General features: G+C 55.1%; 14 protein-coding genes and 1 riboswitch. Of the genes, 12 read left to right on the top strand and 2 right to left on the bottom strand.

The annotated features are described in order from the left end of the window. Positions 1–310: 310 nt before the first annotated feature. Positions 311–2,032, bottom strand: a complete 1,722-nt coding sequence (locus L1D43_RS08220; protein ID WP_239850659.1) for an MFS transporter — start codon at positions 2,030–2,032, stop codon at positions 311–313. A gap of 179 nt (positions 2,033–2,211) precedes the next feature. On the opposite strand from L1D43_RS08220, the gene def reads away from it, so the two are divergent. The 5 genes from def (at position 2,212) to L1D43_RS08195 (ending at position 9,999) form a co-directional block, all read left to right on the top strand. Continuing rightward, positions 2,212–2,703, top strand: a complete 492-nt coding sequence (gene def / locus L1D43_RS08215; RefSeq protein ID WP_239850658.1) for a peptide deformylase — start codon at positions 2,212–2,214, stop codon at positions 2,701–2,703. Between the two features lie 511 nt (positions 2,704–3,214). After that, the gene (imuA, locus tag L1D43_RS08210; RefSeq protein WP_239850657.1) at positions 3,215–4,018 is read left to right on the top strand and encodes a translesion DNA synthesis-associated protein ImuA; all 804 of its coding nucleotides are present in this window, start codon (positions 3,215–3,217) and stop codon (positions 4,016–4,018) included. Beyond that, on the top strand, positions 4,019–5,863 hold the full coding sequence (locus L1D43_RS08205; protein WP_239850656.1) for a DNA polymerase Y family protein: 1,845 nt from the start codon (positions 4,019–4,021) through the stop codon (positions 5,861–5,863). It begins immediately after the preceding gene. After that, positions 5,863–9,009 (top strand): error-prone DNA polymerase, encoded by a 3,147-nt coding sequence (locus tag L1D43_RS08200; RefSeq protein ID WP_239850655.1) that lies wholly within the window; start codon positions 5,863–5,865, stop codon positions 9,007–9,009. The genes L1D43_RS08205 and L1D43_RS08200 overlap by 1 nt, the downstream gene beginning before the upstream one ends. 435 nt (positions 9,010–9,444) lie before the next feature. Further along, a complete protein-coding gene (locus L1D43_RS08195) occupies positions 9,445–9,999 on the top strand; it encodes a tRNA-uridine aminocarboxypropyltransferase (RefSeq protein WP_239850654.1) in 555 nt (184 codons plus the stop codon). A 72-nt stretch (positions 10,000–10,071) separates the two neighbouring features. Here L1D43_RS08195 and L1D43_RS08190 read toward each other — a convergent pair whose 3' ends face one another. Further along, the gene (locus L1D43_RS08190) at positions 10,072–10,752 is read right to left on the bottom strand and encodes a hemolysin III family protein (RefSeq protein WP_239850653.1); all 681 of its coding nucleotides are present in this window, start codon (positions 10,750–10,752) and stop codon (positions 10,072–10,074) included. Positions 10,753–10,984: 232 nt separating this feature from the next. Between L1D43_RS08190 and L1D43_RS08185 the strand changes: the two genes are divergently transcribed. The 7 genes from L1D43_RS08185 (at position 10,985) to thiH (ending at position 19,195) form a co-directional block, all read left to right on the top strand. Continuing rightward, positions 10,985–12,235: a hypothetical protein gene (locus L1D43_RS08185; protein ID WP_239850651.1), complete on the top strand. Its 1,251-nt coding sequence runs from the start codon at positions 10,985–10,987 to the stop codon at positions 12,233–12,235. Positions 12,236–12,381: 146 nt separating this feature from the next. After that, a riboswitch (TPP riboswitch) is annotated at positions 12,382–12,480 on the top strand. Between the two features lie 174 nt (positions 12,481–12,654). Continuing rightward, the gene (thiC, locus tag L1D43_RS08180) at positions 12,655–14,610 is read left to right on the top strand and encodes a phosphomethylpyrimidine synthase ThiC (protein ID WP_275659059.1); all 1,956 of its coding nucleotides are present in this window, start codon (positions 12,655–12,657) and stop codon (positions 14,608–14,610) included. Positions 14,611–14,612: 2 nt separating this feature from the next. Beyond that, a complete protein-coding gene (gene thiE, locus L1D43_RS08175; protein ID WP_239850649.1) occupies positions 14,613–16,298 on the top strand; it encodes a thiamine phosphate synthase in 1,686 nt (561 codons plus the stop codon). After that, positions 16,285–17,085 carry a HesA/MoeB/ThiF family protein gene (locus L1D43_RS08170; RefSeq protein WP_239850647.1) on the top strand — a complete coding sequence of 267 codons (801 nt, stop codon included), beginning with the start codon at positions 16,285–16,287 and terminating at the stop codon, positions 17,083–17,085. Before thiE ends, L1D43_RS08170 begins: the two co-directional genes overlap by 14 nt. Before the next feature lie 2 nt (positions 17,086–17,087). Beyond that, positions 17,088–17,297: a sulfur carrier protein ThiS gene (gene thiS / locus L1D43_RS08165; protein WP_239850645.1), complete on the top strand. Its 210-nt coding sequence runs from the start codon at positions 17,088–17,090 to the stop codon at positions 17,295–17,297. A gap of 1 nt (position 17,298) precedes the next feature. Further along, positions 17,299–18,072 carry a thiazole synthase gene (locus L1D43_RS08160; protein ID WP_239850643.1) on the top strand — a complete coding sequence of 258 codons (774 nt, stop codon included), beginning with the start codon at positions 17,299–17,301 and terminating at the stop codon, positions 18,070–18,072. 4 nt (positions 18,073–18,076) lie between these two features. Further along, positions 18,077–19,195 carry a 2-iminoacetate synthase ThiH gene (gene thiH / locus L1D43_RS08155; protein ID WP_239850641.1) on the top strand — a complete coding sequence of 373 codons (1,119 nt, stop codon included), beginning with the start codon at positions 18,077–18,079 and terminating at the stop codon, positions 19,193–19,195. Positions 19,196–19,282 lie beyond the last annotated feature (87 nt).

Raw genomic sequence — 19,282 nt, 5'->3', positions numbered from 1 at the left:
CTGGCCCTAAGGCATCTCATCGTCAAGGAAATGCTAGATAGCCTGAGTTTAATGTGTCTTGCCAGGCGTTTGCTAGGTGCAATGGCTATGTTCTGATAGTAAACCAGTTTCTAGATAATTTCTAAGGATAAGGGGTGAGTGAAGTGAAGGCTGGATGGTTTAACCGTCGCTGGTATTGGCTTGAGTATGTATGGAGTGGGATGACAGACAGGTCGATGGGACTTTGACCTGTCTGTTGCTTGATTATCGATTTATTACTTGCTTGCTAATACCAAGATAAATCTCGCCTTTTTTGATAAGCATTTTCCAACTAGCTCTGTGCGCCTAAGGCATTAGGCTGCGCCGGCGATAACGCCTGTTTGGCACCGATACGATGAAACAGCACTAGCCCTATGGTGGCCAGCAGGCCAAATCCGCCTATGATGTACCACATTAAGGCGGGCTGGTTTGCGCCCTTGGCGACTTCGGCGTAGAGGTAGCCAGATAGCGGGCCAGCCAGCAAGAAGCCGATGGCCGATGAGACAAAATAGTAACCCATAAACATCGCCTTCTTATCTTGGGGGGCAAAGCTGGCCACATATTCCTGACTCTTAGGTGAGGCCACCATCTCACCGATGGAAAATACCAAGATGGAGGTGAGTACCATGGCGCCGCCCATGAGTATGCCGTGGGCGAGTCCGCCTAGCGCCGTGCCTAGCCCAAGAATCAGGGTGCCAGCCACCAAAACCGGCAGCGGACTGAATCGCTCGGCGATGCGGCTCACCATCACCTGCATCAACACGATAGAGAGAAAATTGAGCCCGATAAGGTACTCGGGGTTTATCTGGCGATACTGCAGGGCAAACTGCTGAGCATATTGACTGGCGAGCTCTGGCGCTTGCGCGATAATTCCTAACGCCTCCCCGAGTTCTTCTCTTGGGATCATCACTTTGGCATGCACCAGATCGAAGTAGGCGTCTGACAGGCTCAGGCTACCGGCGCCATAGGCCTTTGCCGTACCGAGCAGTTCGTCACCGAGTAGCGTGATATCCACGGGGGCGAAGAAGTCGAGCAGTCCGGGCCAGGGGGCTAGCATGGCGACTAGGTCCGAGGTATCGACAAAATCGCGAATATAGATGGGCAGGGTGATGAAGATCTGTTGGTAGACCATCCAGAAGCCGGAAAGGATAAGCAGGTAGATCACGAAGGGCTTGTTGCCAAGGGCGATCTTCTGCAGATACCAGGGCAGTTGCTTGTCAGATTTGGCGAGGGCATTCCAGATCATATGCAGGCTAAACCACACCAGGTAGATGGTCAGGCACTGCTCGCCGCTGATCCACTTGGCGCCGTAGGAGAGCAGGATCACTAAGGTGCCGAAAAACAGCAGGGCGAAACGGGCATTGCCCAGCACCTCTTGAATATCCCTGAATACCTGAGACAGTGACTTACCCCGCTGCTGGTGAGGATTGGTCGGTTCGTGATAGAAGAAGAGTGCCGGAATGAAATTTATGCCGATCCAGATTGCCGACATGATGAAGACCCAGTCCCAGCTGATGGCGCGGACATAGCCGGCGATGAAGGGGCCGAGGAAGCCGCCCACATTGACCATCATATAGAAGATGCCAAAACCCAGGCCTCGGTTGGTGTGATCTGTGGTGCGTGCCACAGTGCCCGTCACCACAGGTTTAAAGCAGGCTGCGCCGATGGCGACCCCCATGAAGGCGATGAAGAAGCCGCTAAAGCTGCTCACCTGACCTAGGAGGAAATAGCTGGGGCACATGATGGCGTAGGCGATAAGAAACATCTTACGGTAGCCATAGCGATCGGCCAGTGCACCGGTAAGTACAGGAAACAGGTAGAGAAAGAAGGGGATCATTCCCTGCAGCAGGCCACGCTCCTGTTCGCTAAAGCCTAAGCCGCCTTGGTGAGCAGGAGAGGTCATATAGAGGGAGGAGAGGGTAAAGAAGCCATACCAGGCGAGACGCTCGAAGATCTCCATGGTATTGGCCACATAAAAGGTACTAGGCAGAGGGGTACGTATAGGGGTCGTCATCATCATTCTCGTATATTGTATACATTTATCTGGTCATGCTATCGACTTGAGCGATGAAATACAAGTCGGCTGCAAGGCTTGGCCTGAAGGGAAAACCCGATTGCGGTTGCCTTTAATGTGATTTCGGTCATAATGGCACCACTTTATATGCCTAATTTGATTAACCAGAACCTGAGACTATGCCTGTACTCGATATATTGACCATTCCTGATGAGCGCCTGAAACGTAAGGCCAAGCCCGTAGAAGACATTGCCGCCGTGCAAGGTTTTATCGATGATCTGATCGAAACCATGTACCACACAGACGATGGCATTGGGCTCGCCGCTACTCAGGTGGGCAGCGAACACGCCATCTTAGTGATCGATCTGTCTGAGGATCGCGATCAGCCCATCGTGGTGATCAATCCTGAGTTCGTCGAGCGTTCGGGCGAGATCGTCGGCGAAGAGGGCTGTCTCTCAATTCCTGGCTACCGCGCCAAGGTGACACGTTTCGAAAAGGTGAAGGTCAAGGCGCTTAACCGTCAGGGTGAGGCCTTTGAGATCGAGAGCGATGACTTCCTGGCAATCGTGCTGCAACACGAGATGGATCATCTCGATGGCAAGGTCTTTATCGAGCACCTGTCGCCCCTCAAGCAGCAGATAGCGCTCAAGAAGGTCAAGAAATACCGTTGATCGACGCTGATAACCGATAAAGCCACCTTAGGGTGGTTTTTTTGTGCCTGCGCGGTGTGAATCCCGCGCTTTGACTTCAATGAGCCGCTGCAACTGATTGTCGCAAAACAGCTATCTCTGTTCACCGATGAAAATCAGTGGCTAGCTTGCCCTCTTGCTTAAGCCAGAGGCAGAGAGTGCGGCTTATGCCGTCAAGCAGTGGAAGGATCTCGAAAGAGCACCCGTTTTCGGGCTTGCGATCTGCCCATTTATAAATATACTGTATTTATATACAGTATTATTTCGATTTCCATGTTTAAGGTAAGCAGGGTTAGCGCTGCCTGGGAAAGATGCCAGATTGATGTCGTGGCTCTGTTACGGTCCAGCTGCGGTATAAGTCGTGGTTCAGTCGTGATTGGGTCGTGACTAGGTCATGATTCAGTCGCGATTAGCTCTTGGCATCTTAGTGTTAACAGCTCAAGGCTAACAACTCAGCCATCCCTTAAGCGAATCGAATGAGAGCGGGTGCATCATGGCCTTGGCAGATCTTCAACTTGAACGTTTACTCCAGCGCGCCGATCTTTGGCGCGGCGATGCCTATCATCCCCAGCAAGAGGGGCAGGATAGCGGTTATCCTGAGCTTAATCGCCATCTAGGGCAGGGAGGCTGGCCTAATCAGGGGCTATGCGAGATCTTCTCTACCAGTGAGGGGATTGGCGAGCTGAGTCTTGTACTGCCGCTGATGCGCCGCCTGATCCCTAACGCATCGACCGAAGGTTGTGGTACCGGACTGGTGAGCCTGGTGGCGCCGCCTCATGTGCCTTATCCCCAAGCGTTAGCGATGCAGGGCATAGATATCAGCCGTCTCTTGTGGATCGACACCCAGGCGGTGAAGGAGCAGCTATGGGCGCTCGAGCAGATCTTAACTAGCGGCGTCTCGCCTCTGGTCTTATGTTGGCTTAAGGAGCTCAGTGTCAGTCAGGCCAGGCGCTTGCAGCTTGCCTGCGAGAAGGGCGAGAGTCTGTGTTTCTGCTATCTGCCGGATAAGATGAAGGAGCAGGCCCATCCCGTGCCGCTGCGGATCGCCTTGCAGGCTAACACCGAGGCAGGAACAGATAAGCCGCTCGAGACCCAGGTAGATATTTTAAAGCGCCGTGGTGGTTGGCCGGCGCCGGGCTTTTCCTTATCGCTTCTGCCCGAGCTATTGGCTCAGAGCCTGATGCTCGATGTGGCTACAGAGAGGGGACGGGAGAAGGAATGGGAGGATGAACTGGATAGGAAGCTGGATAGGCCTCAGGAGAGCGCCCAAGTCTTGCAAGGTCCCTGGAGTGCTTAGATGCTGTGGCTTGCGGTCTATTTTCCTCACTGGTTACTTCAGTATCAAGGCTACCATCAAGGTTTGCCCCAGGGCAGCGAGCTGGCCCTCTTCGAGCGTCAGTCCAGTCAGATCCTTATCGCCTCAAGCGCTGCGGCTAAGCTGGGGGTCGAGACGGGCCAGAGTCTGGCGACCGCCCAGGCGCTCAGCCCATCGCTGCAGTTATTAGCCTATGAGCCCTCTTTGAGTCAGGAGGCCATCCATTGGCTGTGCCAGTGGAGCTATGGTTACAGCGCCAGGGTCGTGCCGCCCGTCTGCCCGTTCGAGCAGGCCAGGCAAAAGAAACCGAATGAGTCGCCGAGTCTGACAGACACCTTGCTGCTGGAGGTCGGCTCGATGGCGAAGGTTTTCGGCGGCCTGGACAGACTCATCAGCCAGTATCATAAGACAGCCCAGGATTATGGGCTCGAGTGCCAGTTTGCCCTGGGAGAGAATGCACTGCTGGCTCAGCTAGGGGCCAGATACCGGCCTATGTTCAGGCAGGCTGGTGAGCCATCAGATGACTATTGGCCGTTATCACAAAAGAATGAGCCGTTGTCACAAGAGAATGCGCCGTTGTCACAAGAGAATACGCGATTGCTGCGAGACAATGAGCCGCAGGGCATGTCAGTGGCGCCAGCCTATCCCCAAGGCGCAGAGATTGAAGAAGTAGCCCCCGAGGTGTTAGCGCAGCAGGCCTATGGTCAGGAGCGGCTATCACAGGAGGAGCTATCACAAGAGAGGCTATCACAGGAGGAGTTTGTCCAGGTTACTCTCGCCCAAATCGCGTCTTTGCCGGTCTCTGTCTTGCCATTGCCGCAACATGTGTTGCAGGCCCTTGAGAATATGGGGCTGACCCAGGTTAAGGCGCTGCTTACCTTGCCGTTCAAGGAGCTTGGTGAGCGTTTTGGCGAGACCGTGCTGACCCTACTGGCTCGCCTCAAAGGTCAGCTACCCCAGGTGCATGAGTTTTATCAGATGCCTGAGTCTTATCGCCACAAGCTGGCCTTGCTCTATGAGGTGAGTCACCTCGAAGGCTTGGCCTTTCCCCTTGGGCGCATGTTAGGGACGCTATCGGCCTATCTTGTACAGCGTCAACAGGCGGTGCTGGCGCTGTCATTAACCTTAGTGTTTCGCGATCTGAATCTAGCCCCGCTACGCTGTGAGATCCGTTACCCCTTCGCCGAACATAGGGCCGACGCCCTGCTTAAGCTTTGCCGCGTGCAACTGGAGCGTCTTACCCTGGAGGCACCGGTGACTAGCCTGGCGATTCAGGCCGATACGCTGGTGGCACTGTCGGTGCAGACACCCCATTGGTGGAAGGGTGAGGGGGAGAGCGATGCCAGCATGCGTCTGTTATCCCTGCTTGAGGCGCGTTTAGGGGCAGACAAGGTTAAGGGACTTGAGAATCACAGTCATCACCTGCCGGAGCAGAGCTGGCAGAGCCGCAGCCTTTCTCAAAACCGTTTGGGTGCCCAGGGACGCAAGGGAGCGAGTCAGGATGCTATGGTCTCAGGGAGCAACCTGTGCGCCGAGCCAAGGGCCAGCTATCAGGGTAAGACCCGTGCGCTGAGCGAGGAGGCGACCTTGTTTACGGATCTGTTTCATGGCCTGTGTGACGGCCGCATTCGGCCCAATTGGCTACTGCGTCAGCCTGAGCCAATTGGGCAGGAGTCGGTGAGCCTGCTCAAGGGCCCGGAGCGACTGCATAGTCCCTGGTCGGCGAGTCCGCCGCGGGATTATTATCTTGCCCGCCGACACCATGGCGGACTCTGCTGGGTGTTTCGCACGCCTGAGGGCTTATTCCTGCAGGGATGGTTTGGCTAATGCGCACCCAATCACAGCACACTGAGCCACAGTATGCCGAATTACACGCTCTCTCCAATTACAGCTTTTTGCGGGGGGCCTCTCACCCCCATGAGCTGGTGGAGCAGGCCAAGCGCCTGGGCTATCAGGCGCTGGCGTTGACCGACGAATGTTCCTTCGCCGGTGTGGTTAAGGCCCATGAGGCGGCTAAGCGCTGCAACCTTAAGTTGATCTTGGGCGCCGAGTTTCATCTCGATGAGGGGCTGTTTGTGCTGCTGGCACCCAGTCGTCTGGCCTATGGCGAGATCAGCGCCCTGGTCACCCAGGCCAGGCGGAGTCAGAGTAAGGGCGAGTACAGGGTGAGCCTAGAGGCTATCCTGGCTCAGCAGCAGAGCCTGCTGCTGTGGCGGCCACCGACTCTGGCGCAGTTTAGGCAAGGCGGCGGGGGAGCGAGCGCAGAGCCCGATATGTTATCTCGTTATCGTGAGCACATAGGAGGCATAGCCTCACGGCTGGTTTCAGCCTTTTCGGGACGCCTGCATCTCTTGATGGAGCGACTCTTGCTGCCGGGAGAGGCACTCAACCTACAGCAATGGCAATGGCTGAGTCAGGCCCAGGCGATCCCCTGTGTGGCGGCCGGTGGCGTGCGCATGCATGAGGCGGAGCGTCAGCCGCTGCTCGATATCTTGACCTGTATCGCCCATGGGCGGGATCTCGATAGCGGTGCGGCCCTATGCTCCATCAACGCTGAAGCCAGCCTCAAGCCAATAGCGGCGCAGCGTAAACGCTACCCTCAGGCGTGGATCGACAACGCCCTGGCGCTGGCCCGTCGCTGTCATTTCTCCCTGGATGAACTCAAATATGAGTACCCGGCGGAGGTGGTACCAGCCGACATGCAGGCCAGTGAGTATCTGGCGCAGGCGGTGCGGGAAGGGGCCAAACGGCGCTTTCCGGCCGGGGTGCCCGCTAAGGTGAAGATGCAATATGAGAAGGAGCTGCAATTGATTGCGGCGATGGCCTATGAGTATTTCTTTCTCACCATCTATGACATCGTCTGTTTCGCCAAATCCCAGCAGATCCTCTATCAGGGGCGGGGCTCGGCGGCGAACTCAGTGGTCTGTTACTGCCTGGGGATCACCGAGGTGGATCCCACTAAGATCAACATGTTGTTCGAACGCTTCATCTCTAAGGAGCGTAACGAGCCGCCGGATATCGACGTGGACTTCGAGCATGAGCGGCGCGAGGAGGTGATTCAGTATATCTACCGCAAATATGGCCGTGAGCGCACCGCGCTTGCCGCGGCGGTGATCTGCTACCGCTTCAAGAGTGCCATGGGCGATGTGGGCAAGGCGCTGGGAATAGATGCCGAGCAGATCGCCCTGATGATTAAGCGCATAGATCGCCGGGATCCCAAGCACCACTGGACGACTCAGCTGGCCGCCATGCTGCCAGACTCGGGGCGCGGACGCATGTTGCTGCCCCTAGTGCAGACGCTGATCGGCTTTCCCCGTCACCTGTCGCAGCACGTAGGCGGTTTTATCATCTCGGCGGGCCCCTTGTCTGAGCTGGTGCCCATTGAAAATGCGGCCATGGCGGAGCGCACAGTGATCCAGTGGGATAAAGATGATCTAGAGACCCTAGGGCTGCTCAAGGTGGATATCCTGGCGCTGGGTATGCTGACGGCGATCCGCAAGACCTTTGCCTTGCTGAGTCGACCCGAGAAAGGCTTTTCCATGGCCGATGTGGTCTGGGAGGAGGCGGAGGTCTATCGCATGTTGCAGAAGGGCGACAGCATAGGCGTGTTTCAGGTCGAGTCGCGGGCCCAGAGCGCCATGCTGCCAAGGCTTAAGCCTGCCTGCTATTACGACCTCGTGGTACAGATCGCCATCGTCAGGCCTGGGCCAATCCAGGGGGATATGGTGCATCCCTACCTGAGACGAAGGGACGGCCTGGAAGCGGTGGAGTATCCTAGTCCGGCGGTCGAGTCCGTGTTATCTCGCACCATGGGCGTGCCTATCTTTCAGGAGCAGGTGATCCAGCTGGCCATGGTGGCTGCCGGTTTTAGCGGCGGTGAAGCGGATCAGCTGCGTCGGGCGATGGCAAGCTGGAAACGCACCGGTGAGCTGGATAAGTTTGAGGCTAAGTTGCTCAAGGGGATGGCGGCGCGCGGCTACAGCCAAACATTTGCCGAGCAGATTTACCGGCAGATCAAGGGCTTCGGCGAGTATGGTTTTCCCGAGTCCCATTCGGCCAGCTTCGCCCTGCTGGCCTATGTGTCGGCCTATCTTAAGCATCATTATCCGGCGGCCTTCTGCTGCGCCTTACTCAACAGCCAACCCATGGGGTTTTACAGCCCGTCGCAGCTGATCCAGGATGTGTTGCGTCACCATGTCATGGTGTTGCCGGTATGCGTCAATCACAGCGACTGGGAGAATAGTCTGGTGAGCCTGCAGGAAGGCGAGGAACCGGCGATCCGCCTAGGCTTTCGCCAGGTCAAAGGCCTGAGGCATGAGGATATCAAGGTGCTGATTCAGGCGCGTCCAGAGGGGGGCTTTAAGCGAGTCGAGCAGCTCTATGAGACTGGTCTGTCTCAGGGCTGTCTGACCCTACTGGCCAGCGCCGATGCCCTGTTGAGCCTGGCTGGACACAGGTATCAGGCGCGCTGGCAACTCAGTGCCTATCAGCCGAGCCTGCCACTGTTTGATGAACTGCCGCCAGCTTCTAGCCAGGTGGTGTTGGCGCCTCCCAGCGAGATGGCGGCCATGCAGAGTGATTATCGCCACCTGGGACTCAGCCTAGGGCGCCATGTGATGGCGCAGCTCAGGGAGCAGATGCCATTTAAAGGCTGTCTGCGCGCCGCAGAGCTATCAGGTTGTCGTCACGGGCAGCTGGTTCGCGTGGCCGGAGTGGTCGTGGGACGTCAGCGTCCGGGGACCGCCTCGGACGTCACCTTCGTGACACTGGAAGATGAGACGGGCAACATCAATGTGATCGTCTGGAGCGCCACGGCCAGGGCGCAGCGACAGCCATTTCTAACATCAAAAATTTTAAAGGTAACCGGCGTACTTGAGACGCAATCTGGTGTGTCACATATTATTGCCGGCAGGCTGGATGACCTATCTGGCATGGTGAATGATTTTGAGTCAAGCTCGCGAGATTTTCGTTAGTGCCGGGAGCCATTGGAGCTGTACTCTGTTTGTCTCTCCACTATTTATCTTTCAACTGAGTGCTGTTCAACTTAATGCCTCTCCACTGTTTGCCTCTCTACTGAGTGTCTTTCCACCGAGCGCCTTGGCGTTACTTTGCTTATGGCGTTTGTCATGGTACTTGTTATGGCATTTGTCATAGCACTTTGAGGTATACTCATCGCTTGCATTTTACATTCATTATTCTGTCATTTTATTTTTTTAGATAGGGCGCTTTCACCTAAGGGGAGAGCGCCTTTCATCAAGGCTTTTCACCGAGCGTTAGCTGAGTATGCCCCATGGGTAAAAAAGCCTGGGAAGAGCTTGGGTAAAGGAATACTGGGTAAAGGAAGACGGGAAAAGAAAAACAGAGTGAAGGGAAAACTGGGTGAAAAGCAACAGAGTGAAGGAGAAAGGGTGAAGTTTGTCTTACTAACACACGAGCGAGAGTACGATCGTCCCAGTAACACTGGTCAGCTGGCGTTAGCCGCTTTTCCCGAACTTTGTCGCCGCGTGCGCTGGTCTCGGATTGCGCCCGATGAGGCGCTGAAACAAGCCTGCGAGTCGGGCGATGCCCTGTTGTTGTTTCCCAAGGAATCTAACCTTGATCAGGCAGATAATGGGGAGAGTGTGGATGAGGCTGACTCGTCCGTGCAACTTCTGGCAGCGTCATTTCTGAATGAGCAGAACCAGGCTAACCAGTGTGGGATGCTGGGCGTAGGACAGGTGATCATTCTCGATGCCACCTGGCAGGAAGCGAGAAAGATGGTGCGCCAAACGCCCTATCTGCAAGCGGCAAGACGGTTGACCCTAGAAGAATGCAAGCCCTCCCGTTATCGTCTGAGGCGTAACCAGTTGTCCGAGGGGCTGTGCACCATAGAGTGCATCATTAGCCTGATGAATCGCTTTGGAATGAGCCAAGCGGCGCAGCAGCTGGATGAGGCCTTTGACGCCTTTATGTTGGAGCATTAGGGTTGGAGCACTAGGGTTAGAGCGCCTAGGTTAACGCACCTGAGTTAGCGCAGCTGAGTTAAATCATCTGAATTAAATCACCGTCAGATAGACGCATAAAAAGTGACTGAGGGCGCCGGCTAGGACAAACAGATGCCAGATGGCGTGATTATAGGGGATGCGTTTACCCACGTAGAAGATCACCCCGACACTGTAGAAGATCCCGCCCGCCAAGAGTAGCTGAAATCCCAGCGGACTCATGGCGGCCAGCAGTTGTTTCATCACTATGACACACAACCAGCCCATCACTAGATAGAGCACCAGGCTAAAGGCCTTGAAGCGATGAATAAACAGCGTCTTGAACAGGATACCGCCAAGAGCCAGCGCCCAGATGGCGACTAGAATGGCATCGGCTTCGACACTATCGAGCAGGATCTGCATCAGGGGAGTGTAGGTGCCGGCGATCAGCAGGTAGATGGCGCAGTGATCGGCTATCTTGAGTCGATGTTTTAATTTGGGCGCGGAGACGCTGTGATAGAGGGTAGAGCAGAGAAACAGGAGTATGATGCTCAAACAGTAGAGCGCCAATCCACCAAGCTGTAAATCGGTTAGCCTGTCCCATCCCTTGAGTAGCGAAAACACCAATGCCATGATCCCTGCAATAACCCCCAGGCCATGACTGAGGGCATTGGCTAGCTCTTCGGCGCGACTATAGGGGGCGACGTTTGTTCCTAAGTTGGGCTGGGTATCCAGGGGGATCTCTTGGGGGGGCATTGTTTGTGTCCGCATGGTTTGTGGTGGCATTACACTCTCTAAAACTGGTTAGACCTCATTAGTGCCGAGTCTAACAGCAAGCTTTCAAAAAATAAATGATTTAGCGTACATGTGTACGCTTAAATTGTGTGGATATATTTTAGTGTTTGAATATATTGGCTTTTAAATCTCACTCTGTCCACCATGTATCCTTGGCGGAACTTATCGCATCTCATCACCTCTAAAGCGCTAAGTGACCCAAGGAAAAGATGAGTTGGTATTGCGAGTGCTCCCTAAGGATAGTCAGCCTCCCTGGCCGTGCCCCAATTTTAATCTTGATATTGATATTGATCTTGATATCGATGTTGCGCCGTCAGCCTTCAGTCATTTCGTCAATGAGCCTGCAGACAGTCAGCAAGCTAAGCTGACAGAAGTTCCCCTTGCTAAAGGCCTGCTTGTGAGAGTTGGCCGCATGGATCTGGCTATCTTCTTGGTTGTCCTCTTCACGCATCTTGCACTGCTGACCTTGTTGAGTTGGCAGTTCGAAGGGCCATATTTGCAGCAAAGTATGCCGAAGGACAAGAAAGCCATAAGTGCCTATATGCTGACTCAGGCAGAGTTGGATGCCATGAGGGCTAGGTCTCAACCTCAACCTCAACCTCAACCTCAATTTCAGGTACAGTCTCAGGTTCAGTCTAAGCCTCAGTCTAAGCTTAAACCTCGTTCTCTGCCTGCCAATGCTTCTACACAAACGCCTCCTAAACCAACACAAAGCGAGTTAGATGACAGTGCAAATAGCCAGCGCGCATCGACTGAGGAGAAACCGACGCCGCAGGGTGCCGTTAAGGCCAATGCCGCGCTGATTAAGCCGTTATCTGCAGAGGAGGTTGCTGCTAGTCGAGCAACCGATATTGAGCCAATTACTACTCAATCCACGAATCCCAAAACCACAGATAGTAAGGCATCTCAGGCTGTGCCCAAAGCCGAGACTTCTGATGCTCACAAGGAGGAGAAGGCATTTTCTTTCGAAGATGCGCCCGGCCTTAACCTTAGCTCAGACATTAGCACAGACCTTAGTTCAGATCTTGGCCCTGCTGGTGAGCCGATATCAGCCTATTCGGGGGCGGTAAGCGCCATGACGGGTGACTACATGGCCAGAGACAGGCAGGCGCAGTTGGACAACTTAGTCCAGAGTGCTGCCACAAATGCCACCCAGAAGAAGTCCATGAGTGAGATGGATGGTGATATGAGGGTATTGGCCCTACCTAAGGAAAATGAGTATGAGACGGCAATCACCTTAGACAGTAAGGTGGATCCTAATCGCATCGTCAAGATAGGGGATACCTGTTATCGCGTGGTGAGTGTGGCGACACCAATTAACCCCCATGGGGAAAACTTAGGCTTCCCCTTTAAGTGTAGTGGCGACAAGGTGAAACAGGCGATAAAAGAGGGGCTAGATAAGCATCTGAGCATGATGGGAGTGAGTCAAAAAGGGAAAAATTAGCGTGATATATTTTCACTTAAAACATAGTTTATCTTATTGCTGATTTTTAAGTGTATGTTTTTGATGTTATTTTAATGTCGATATTTTTGTTTGTATCTGCATCGTTGTGGGGGTTGTCCCCCTCAATCTCTTAGGTCTATACTGAGGCCCTCTTGTCGGAGTGCCATTAGGCTGAGACCGTTAATTCGGGATCCGTTGAACCTGATCAGGTTAGTCCCTGCGAAGGAAACAAGCATTATATGACCATAGTGTCGCCGCCGTTTTATCGGCCTGTCGAAAGCCCGCGCTGATGAACAGCGAGCTTAATTCGAGCGACACCCAGCATATTTTTGAATTAGGCCATTTGGCCTGACTCAATGCCCTCAACGCCAAACTTCTCCAGACAAGCAACTTCATCTAACCCTATAGTGAGATTGCTTATGTCAACACGTCGTGAAATGCGAGCAGAGGCCCAGGCCTTTATCGATAACCTTAAACCGCTACAACACCCTAATTCCCAGAAGTTTTACCTAAGCGGTAGCAGGCCAGATCTTAAGGTTGCCATGCGGCAGATTTTTCAGTCCGATACCCTGATCGGCGGCACCGCCGAGGCGCCTGTCTATGAGCAGAATCCGCCCATTAACGTCTATGATTGCGCCGGGCCCTATTCGGACCCTAACGCCGATATCGATGTGCGTCACGGCTTGGTAAAGCTGCGATCTCAGTGGATCGCCGAGCGCGGCGATACCCAGGTACTCGAGCAGGTTAGCTCAGGTTTTACCCAGCAGCGCCTGGCCGATGAAGGCTTAGACCATCTCAGGTTCGAGCATCTGCCTAGGCCCAGACGCGCCCTTGATGGCAAGGTGGTGACTCAGATGCATTATGCGAGGCGCGGCATCATCACCCCCGAGATGGAGTATGTGGCCCTGCGTGAAAACATGGCCCGCGAGAGCGTGACCCAAGAGGTGCTTAACCAGCGCGCACCGGGTGAGAGTTTCGGTGCCAAGGTGGGCGAGCCCATTACCCCCGAGTTTGTGCGTCAGGAGCTGGCGGTGGGCCGGGCTATCTTGCCGCTGAACATCAACCACCCCGAGGCCGAACCTATGATCATCGGCCGTAATTTTCTAGTTAAGGTCAATGCCAACATAGGTAATTCGGCGGTCACTTCGTCTATCGAAGAGGAGGTGGAGAAGCTGGTGTGGGCCACCCGCTGGGGCGCAGATACAGTGATGGATCTCTCCACCGGCCGCTATATTCACGAGACCCGCGAGTGGATAGTGCGTAATTCACCCGTGCCCATAGGCACAGTGCCCATCTATCAGGCGCTGGAGAAGGTCAATGGCGTCGCCGAAGACCTTACCTGGGAGATCTTCAGAGATACCCTGATAGAGCAGGCGGAGCAGGGGGTGGATTACTTTACCATACATGCGGGCGTGCTCCTGCGCTATGTGCCCATGACGGCCAAACGCCTCACGGGTATTGTCTCCCGTGGCGGTTCTATCATGGCCAAATGGTGCCTCTCTCATCACAAGGAAAACTTCCTCTATGAACATTTCGATGAGATCTGCCAGCTGTGCGCCGCCTACGATGTTTCGCTGTCTCTGGGTGATGGCATGCGTCCAGGCTCCATTGCCGATGCCAACGATGAGGCGCAGTTTGCCGAGTTGGAAACCCTCGGCGAGCTGGTGAAGAAGGCCTGGCAATATGATGTGCAGACCATTATCGAGGGGCCGGGCCATATCCCGATGCAGCTGATCAAAGAGAATATGGATAAGCAGCTCGAGCTGTGCGACGAGGCGCCGTTTTACACTCTGGGGCCGCAAACCACAGACATCGCCCCTGGCTATGATCACTTTACCTCTGGCATAGGTGCGGCGATGATCGCCTGGTATGGCTGCGCCATGCTCTGTTACGTGACGCCTAAGGAACATCTCGGCCTGCCGAACAAGGAAGATGTGAAACAGGGGCTGATCGCCTACAAGATCGCTGCTCATGCTGGTGATGTGGCCAAGGGCCATCCTGGCGCGCAGATCCGCGACAATGCCTTGTCTAAGGCCAGATTCGAGTTTCGCTGGGAAGATCAATACAACCTGGGGTTGGATCCCGACACCGCCAGGGCGTTTCACGACGAATCACTTCCGCAGGAGTCGGCTAAGGTGGCCCATTTCTGCTCCATGTGCGGCCCCAAGTTTTGCTCGATGAAGATCACTCAAGAGGTACGAGAATACGCGGCGGCTCAAGCCATCGAGGTGAGAGAGATTGAAGTGTCGGATGTCGATGGTGATAACCCCAAGGCGGATGTCCAGCAGGGGATGGCGCGGATGTCGGCCCAGTTTAAGCAAAGTGGTGGCGCGCTCTATCACAGTGCCGCATTGGCTGACGTTGAAGAGGTATAGTCATGTCAGCTGATAAACCAATTGTCTGGACCATTGCCGGTTCAGACAGCGGCGGCGGTGCAGGCATTCAGGCGGACCTGGCGACCATGACAGATCTTGGTTGCCACGCTTGTAGCGTGATAGCCAGTGTGACCGCGCAAAACTCTGTGGCGGTGAATGGTGTCGAGCCGGTAAGTGAGTCCATCTTGCTCGCTCAGCTCGATACCCTGCTGGCCGATTTACCACCAAGGGCGATAAAGATAGGGCTGCTCGCCAATCAGCGACAGATCCATCTGGTGGCCGACTGGCTGTTGAATCATATTAAACCGCTCAGGACGAAAGAGGGTCAGCCTATCCCCGTGATCCTCGATCCTGTGATGGTGGCCTCATGCGGTGATGCGCTTGCAGCGCAAGTGAAAACGCAAGGGGAAGAGGGAGAATCCTCAACGCAGCCAATGCAAAGTCAGTCAAAGCAAGGCCTGCAAATGCAAGTACAGCCAAAGCAAGGCGGCCTGGATTTCACTCCCTTCAGGGGAGTGCTAAGCCTCATCACCCCGAACCTTAGCGAGTTTGGCAGATTGCTGGGAGAAGAGACGACATCGAGGGATGAGATACTCCCCCAGGCTAAGATGCTGTCGAATCAGTTAGCCTGTCATCTGCTGATCACTGGCGGCGACAAGGGCGCACTCTGGCAAAACGAGTGGGCAGAGGACCTCTTCGTCTGCAACGAGGTGGCGCACACCTCGACGATACACCAGCATAGAGGGTTTCGTCTGAGTAGCGAGCGAGTGGACAACCCTAACCATCATGGCAGTGGCTGCACCTTGTCATCGGCGATAGCCTGTTTTCTCGCCCAGGGGCTGGTGCTCCACGATGCCATTTTGATGGCTAAGGCCTATGTGAGCCAAGGCATCAGGTTCGCGAGCGCCGTTGGCGCAGGAGCCGGCCCCTTGGCACACTGTGGTTGGCCTGCCGGATTAACATCTTTGCCTCTGATTGTCGATGCACAGATGCATGCCAACGCGGCGCAGCCGTTTAACTTTCCCAAGCTACAACGCCCCATCGGCGTCTACCCCGTGGTCGATAGGCTAGAGACCCTGGAGCAGGTGCTGGCAGCAGGTGCCAGTACGGCTCAGCTAAGGATAAAACTTGCCGATGACGGGCGAGCTGATATCAAGCCTGTTGGCGCCCCTGATGAATCGGCGCTAGAGGCTTTGATCAAAGAGGCTATCGCACTGGGCCGAGCGTATGATGCTCAGGTGTTTATCAACGATCACTGGCAGCTTGCGCTCAAGCATGGCGCGTTCGGTATCCATCTGGGTCAGGAAGATCTCTGTAGCGCAGATCTCGAGGCGATCGCCAAGGCGGGCATAGCGCTGGGGATCTCCAGCCATGGGGTATTCGAGATGGCATTGGCAAGTCAGCTTAACCCTTCCTATCTGGCGTTAGGCCATATCTTTCCCACGCCGACCAAATCCATGCCATCCAATCCTCAGGGACTTAAGCATCTCGCGCACATGGTTGCGCTGTGGACGCCCAATTGCCCACGAGTGGCGATTGGCGGCATAGATGCGTCACGTTTGGGTCAAGTTAAGCAGACCGGCGTAGAGGCTGTTGCCGTGGTGCGGGCCGTGACTCAGGCTGAATCACCGGGCGAGGCCTATCGTCGGCTCGCCAGCATGTGGGAGATGGCTCATGGCGCTCGATGACAAAGCCTTTATCCAATATTCGCGGCAGATCATGCTACCCGAGGTCGGCGAGCAGGGGCAGCAAAAGTTGATGCAGGCGAGCGTGGTCATTGTCGGTGTCGGCGGCCTGGGTCAGCTATGCGCCCAATACTTGAGCGCAGCCGGTGTCGGCAGACTCACCCTCATCGATGATGACAGAGTCGAGCTCAGTAACCTGCCTCGCCAGATGCTCTTTGGTCAGGCGGATTGCGGTCAGTACAAGGCCAGCGTGGCGGCAGGGAGGCTTAAAACGGGCGATTGCCAGGTGCGTGAAAAACGGGTGCGGCTCGATGATAGCAATGCCCAGGCGCTGCTGTTTAATGCCGACCTGGTGCTCGATTGTAGCGACAACTTCGCCACCCGCCATAGCGTAAATCGTGCCTGCGTGGCGTTAAAGAAGCGCCATGTGGTGGCCTCGGCCGCACACTTTTCCGGTCAGTTGATGGCGTTTGATCTCAATGAGGCGCCGCAACTTGGCTGTTATCATTGCCTGTTTCCACAAGAGCTCAAGGTGAGCGAAAGTTGCAGCACCATAGGTGTGCTCGGCCCTATGGTGGGCAGTATGGCATCGATGCAGTCACTCCTGGCAATCAAGCTATTGCTGGGTTTACCTGGCTTAGGCCTGCTGAACAGGTTCGATGGGTTAACGGGTGAGATGAAGCGGCTTAAGCTTCGCCGTGATCCAGATTGCGCCGTCTGTTCGGCGAAAGGGACAGCGGCAGAAAGAGACGGCGGTAGAAGTAGCGCAAGAGACGGCGTCAGGAGATAAAAATGAATGAGATAAGCATAAGTTTAAATGGACAGCTAATTCAGGTGCCCGTCAATACGAGTCTCGAAGCCATGTTAGAAGCTCAGGCGGTCGCACTGGACAGCATCGCTCTGGTGCGTGGTGGCGAGGTGGTCCCCAAGTCGACTTGGTCTGAGGTTGGGTGTCAGGCCGATGATGTCATTGAAATATTTGGTGTAGTGGCAGGAGGTTAATATGTTAACGATAGGCGATAGTCAGTTCTCTTCCCGCTTGTTTACCGGCACGGGTAAGTTTGCCAGTGCCGATCAGATGCTGGCAGCCTTGGCTGCTAGTGGCTCCCAATTGGTCACCCTGGCCATGAAGCGAGTCGATCTCAAGGCGGGCTTCGATGACATCTTGGCGCCCATACGCCAGAGTGGCGTCAAGCTGCTGCCCAATACTTCGGGTGCGCGTAATGCCAAGGAGGCTATTTTTGCCGCAGAGCTTGCCCGAGAGGTGCTGGGGACTTCCTGGATAAAGCTTGAGATCCACCCAGATCCCAAATACCTGATGCCGGATCCCATTGAGACCTTTAACGCCGCCAAGGTGCTGTGTGAACGCGGCTTTACGGTTTTGCCCTATGTGCATGCCGATCCTGTGCTGTGTCGCAACCTAGAGTCTGTGGGCTGCGCGGCGGTGATGCCACTCGGTAGCCCCATAGGCTCAAACCGTGGTCTGGAGACGGCGACCTTTCTAAAGATCATCATAGAACAGGCCAGTGTGCCGGTTGTAGTGGATGCGGGGATAGGTTCTCCTTCTCAGGCGATGGCGGCCATGGAGATGGGGGCGAGTGCCGTGCTGGTTAACACGGCCATTGCCGCCAGTCGCGATCCGGTCAAAATGGCGCTCTGTTTTGCCGATGCCGTCGCCACGGGTCGCAAGGCCTATGAGGCTGGCCTGGCTCAGGTACATCAAAGGGCGATGGGCACCAGCCCCCAGCAGGCGCTTACCGGCTTCTTAACGGAGTAGATCTATGAGTTTCTTGGAAACTTTGAGTGGACTTTCCCGTGAAAAGCTGCGCATGGCGCTCTATTCGACCACCGCTGCCGATGTTGAAGCGGCAATCGAAGGAGAGCAGGGTAACTTAAGGCATCTTCTGGCGCTGTTGTCGCCAGCAGCCGAAGCCTACCTCGAACCCATGGCGCAGCGAGCCGCCGCCTTAACCCGGCGCCGCTTTGGTCATAACATTGGCCTGTATCTGCCGCTCTATCTCTCTAATCTGTGCGCCAACGAGTGTGACTACTGTGGTTTTACCATGAGTAACAAGCTCAAACGTAAGGTGCTCAGTTTCGATGAATTGGCGGCTGAGATGGCGGTGATCAAGCCCCAGGGGTTTGATTCCATCTTGCTGGTATCCGGCGAGCACGAGACTAAGGTTGGCATCGACTATTTCTCCGAGGTCTTACCCCTGGTGAAGGCAGAGTTCAGCCATGTGGCCATGGAGGTACAGCCACTGAGCGGCGAGCACTACCGTATCTTGGTCGACAAAGGGCTGGACGCCGTGATGCTGTATCAGGAAACTTATGATCCAGAGACCTATCGTAAGCATCACCTGAGGGGCAACAAGCAGGATTATGGCTATCGGCTCGCCTCGCCGGAGCGGATAGCCGAGGCGGGTGTCGATAAGATAGGGCTTGGGGTGCTATTAGGACTCGATGATTGGCGCATGGACGCGCTCTTGATGGGCTATCACCTGGATTATCTCGAAAGGCGCTTCTGGCGATCACGTTACAGCATCTCACTACCCAGGCTAAGGCCCTGTGTCGGGGGGATCGCGCCTAAGGTACAGTTAACCGACAGAGGTCTGGTGCAGCTCATCTGTGCCTTTCGCCTGTTTAATGAGCAGCTTGAGATCAGCCTGTCCACTAGGGAAAGCCCGAGTTTGAGAGATAACCTTCTCGGACTTGGCATCACCCAGATGAGTGCCGGTAGTCGCACCGAACCCGGTGGCTATGTTAATCCGGCGGCTCAGCTGGATCAGTTTGAGATCAGCGATGAGCGCAGTGCATCTGAGGTTGCCAGCGTACTACGCGGGCGAGGATTTACCCCTGTGTGGAAGGACTGGGAGGCTGGCTGGATAGGCGCAAGCTAACCAATTCAAGGAGATAGCCGGGCCCACTGCCGGGCTGTACTTTGACTGGGTTTTGATTAATAATTAGCCGTAAGTGTGACTCATGAG

Source organism: Shewanella sp. Isolate8, assembly GCF_022398495.1.
Lineage (GTDB): Bacteria > Pseudomonadota > Gammaproteobacteria > Enterobacterales > Shewanellaceae > Shewanella > Shewanella aquimarina.
The sequence above is the reverse complement of the archived record's forward strand: the minus strand, read 5'-3'. Positions and strand labels throughout refer to the sequence as shown.

Bases quoted from the DNA above. Each gene is read 5' to 3' on its own strand.
- def (WP_239850658.1), top strand. From the start codon at position 2,212: ATGCCTGTACTCGATATATTGACCATTCCTGATGAGCGCCTGAAACGT.
- thiH (WP_239850641.1), top strand. From the start codon at position 18,077: ATGAGTTTCTTGGAAACTTTGAGTGGACTTTCCCGTGAAAAGCTGCGC.
- thiC (WP_275659059.1), top strand. From the start codon at position 12,655: ATGTCAACACGTCGTGAAATGCGAGCAGAGGCCCAGGCCTTTATCGAT.
- L1D43_RS08205 (WP_239850656.1), top strand. From the start codon at position 4,019: ATGCTGTGGCTTGCGGTCTATTTTCCTCACTGGTTACTTCAGTATCAA.
- thiE (WP_239850649.1), top strand. From the start codon at position 14,613: ATGTCAGCTGATAAACCAATTGTCTGGACCATTGCCGGTTCAGACAGC.
- imuA (WP_239850657.1), top strand. From the start codon at position 3,215: ATGGCCTTGGCAGATCTTCAACTTGAACGTTTACTCCAGCGCGCCGAT.
- L1D43_RS08220 (WP_239850659.1), bottom strand. From the start codon at position 2,032: ATGACGACCCCTATACGTACCCCTCTGCCTAGTACCTTTTATGTGGCC.
- L1D43_RS08160 (WP_239850643.1), top strand. From the start codon at position 17,299: ATGTTAACGATAGGCGATAGTCAGTTCTCTTCCCGCTTGTTTACCGGC.
- L1D43_RS08190 (WP_239850653.1), bottom strand. From the start codon at position 10,752: ATGCCCCCCCAAGAGATCCCCCTGGATACCCAGCCCAACTTAGGAACA.
- L1D43_RS08200 (WP_239850655.1), top strand. From the start codon at position 5,863: ATGCGCACCCAATCACAGCACACTGAGCCACAGTATGCCGAATTACAC.
- thiS (WP_239850645.1), top strand. From the start codon at position 17,088: ATGAATGAGATAAGCATAAGTTTAAATGGACAGCTAATTCAGGTGCCC.
- L1D43_RS08170 (WP_239850647.1), top strand. From the start codon at position 16,285: ATGGCGCTCGATGACAAAGCCTTTATCCAATATTCGCGGCAGATCATG.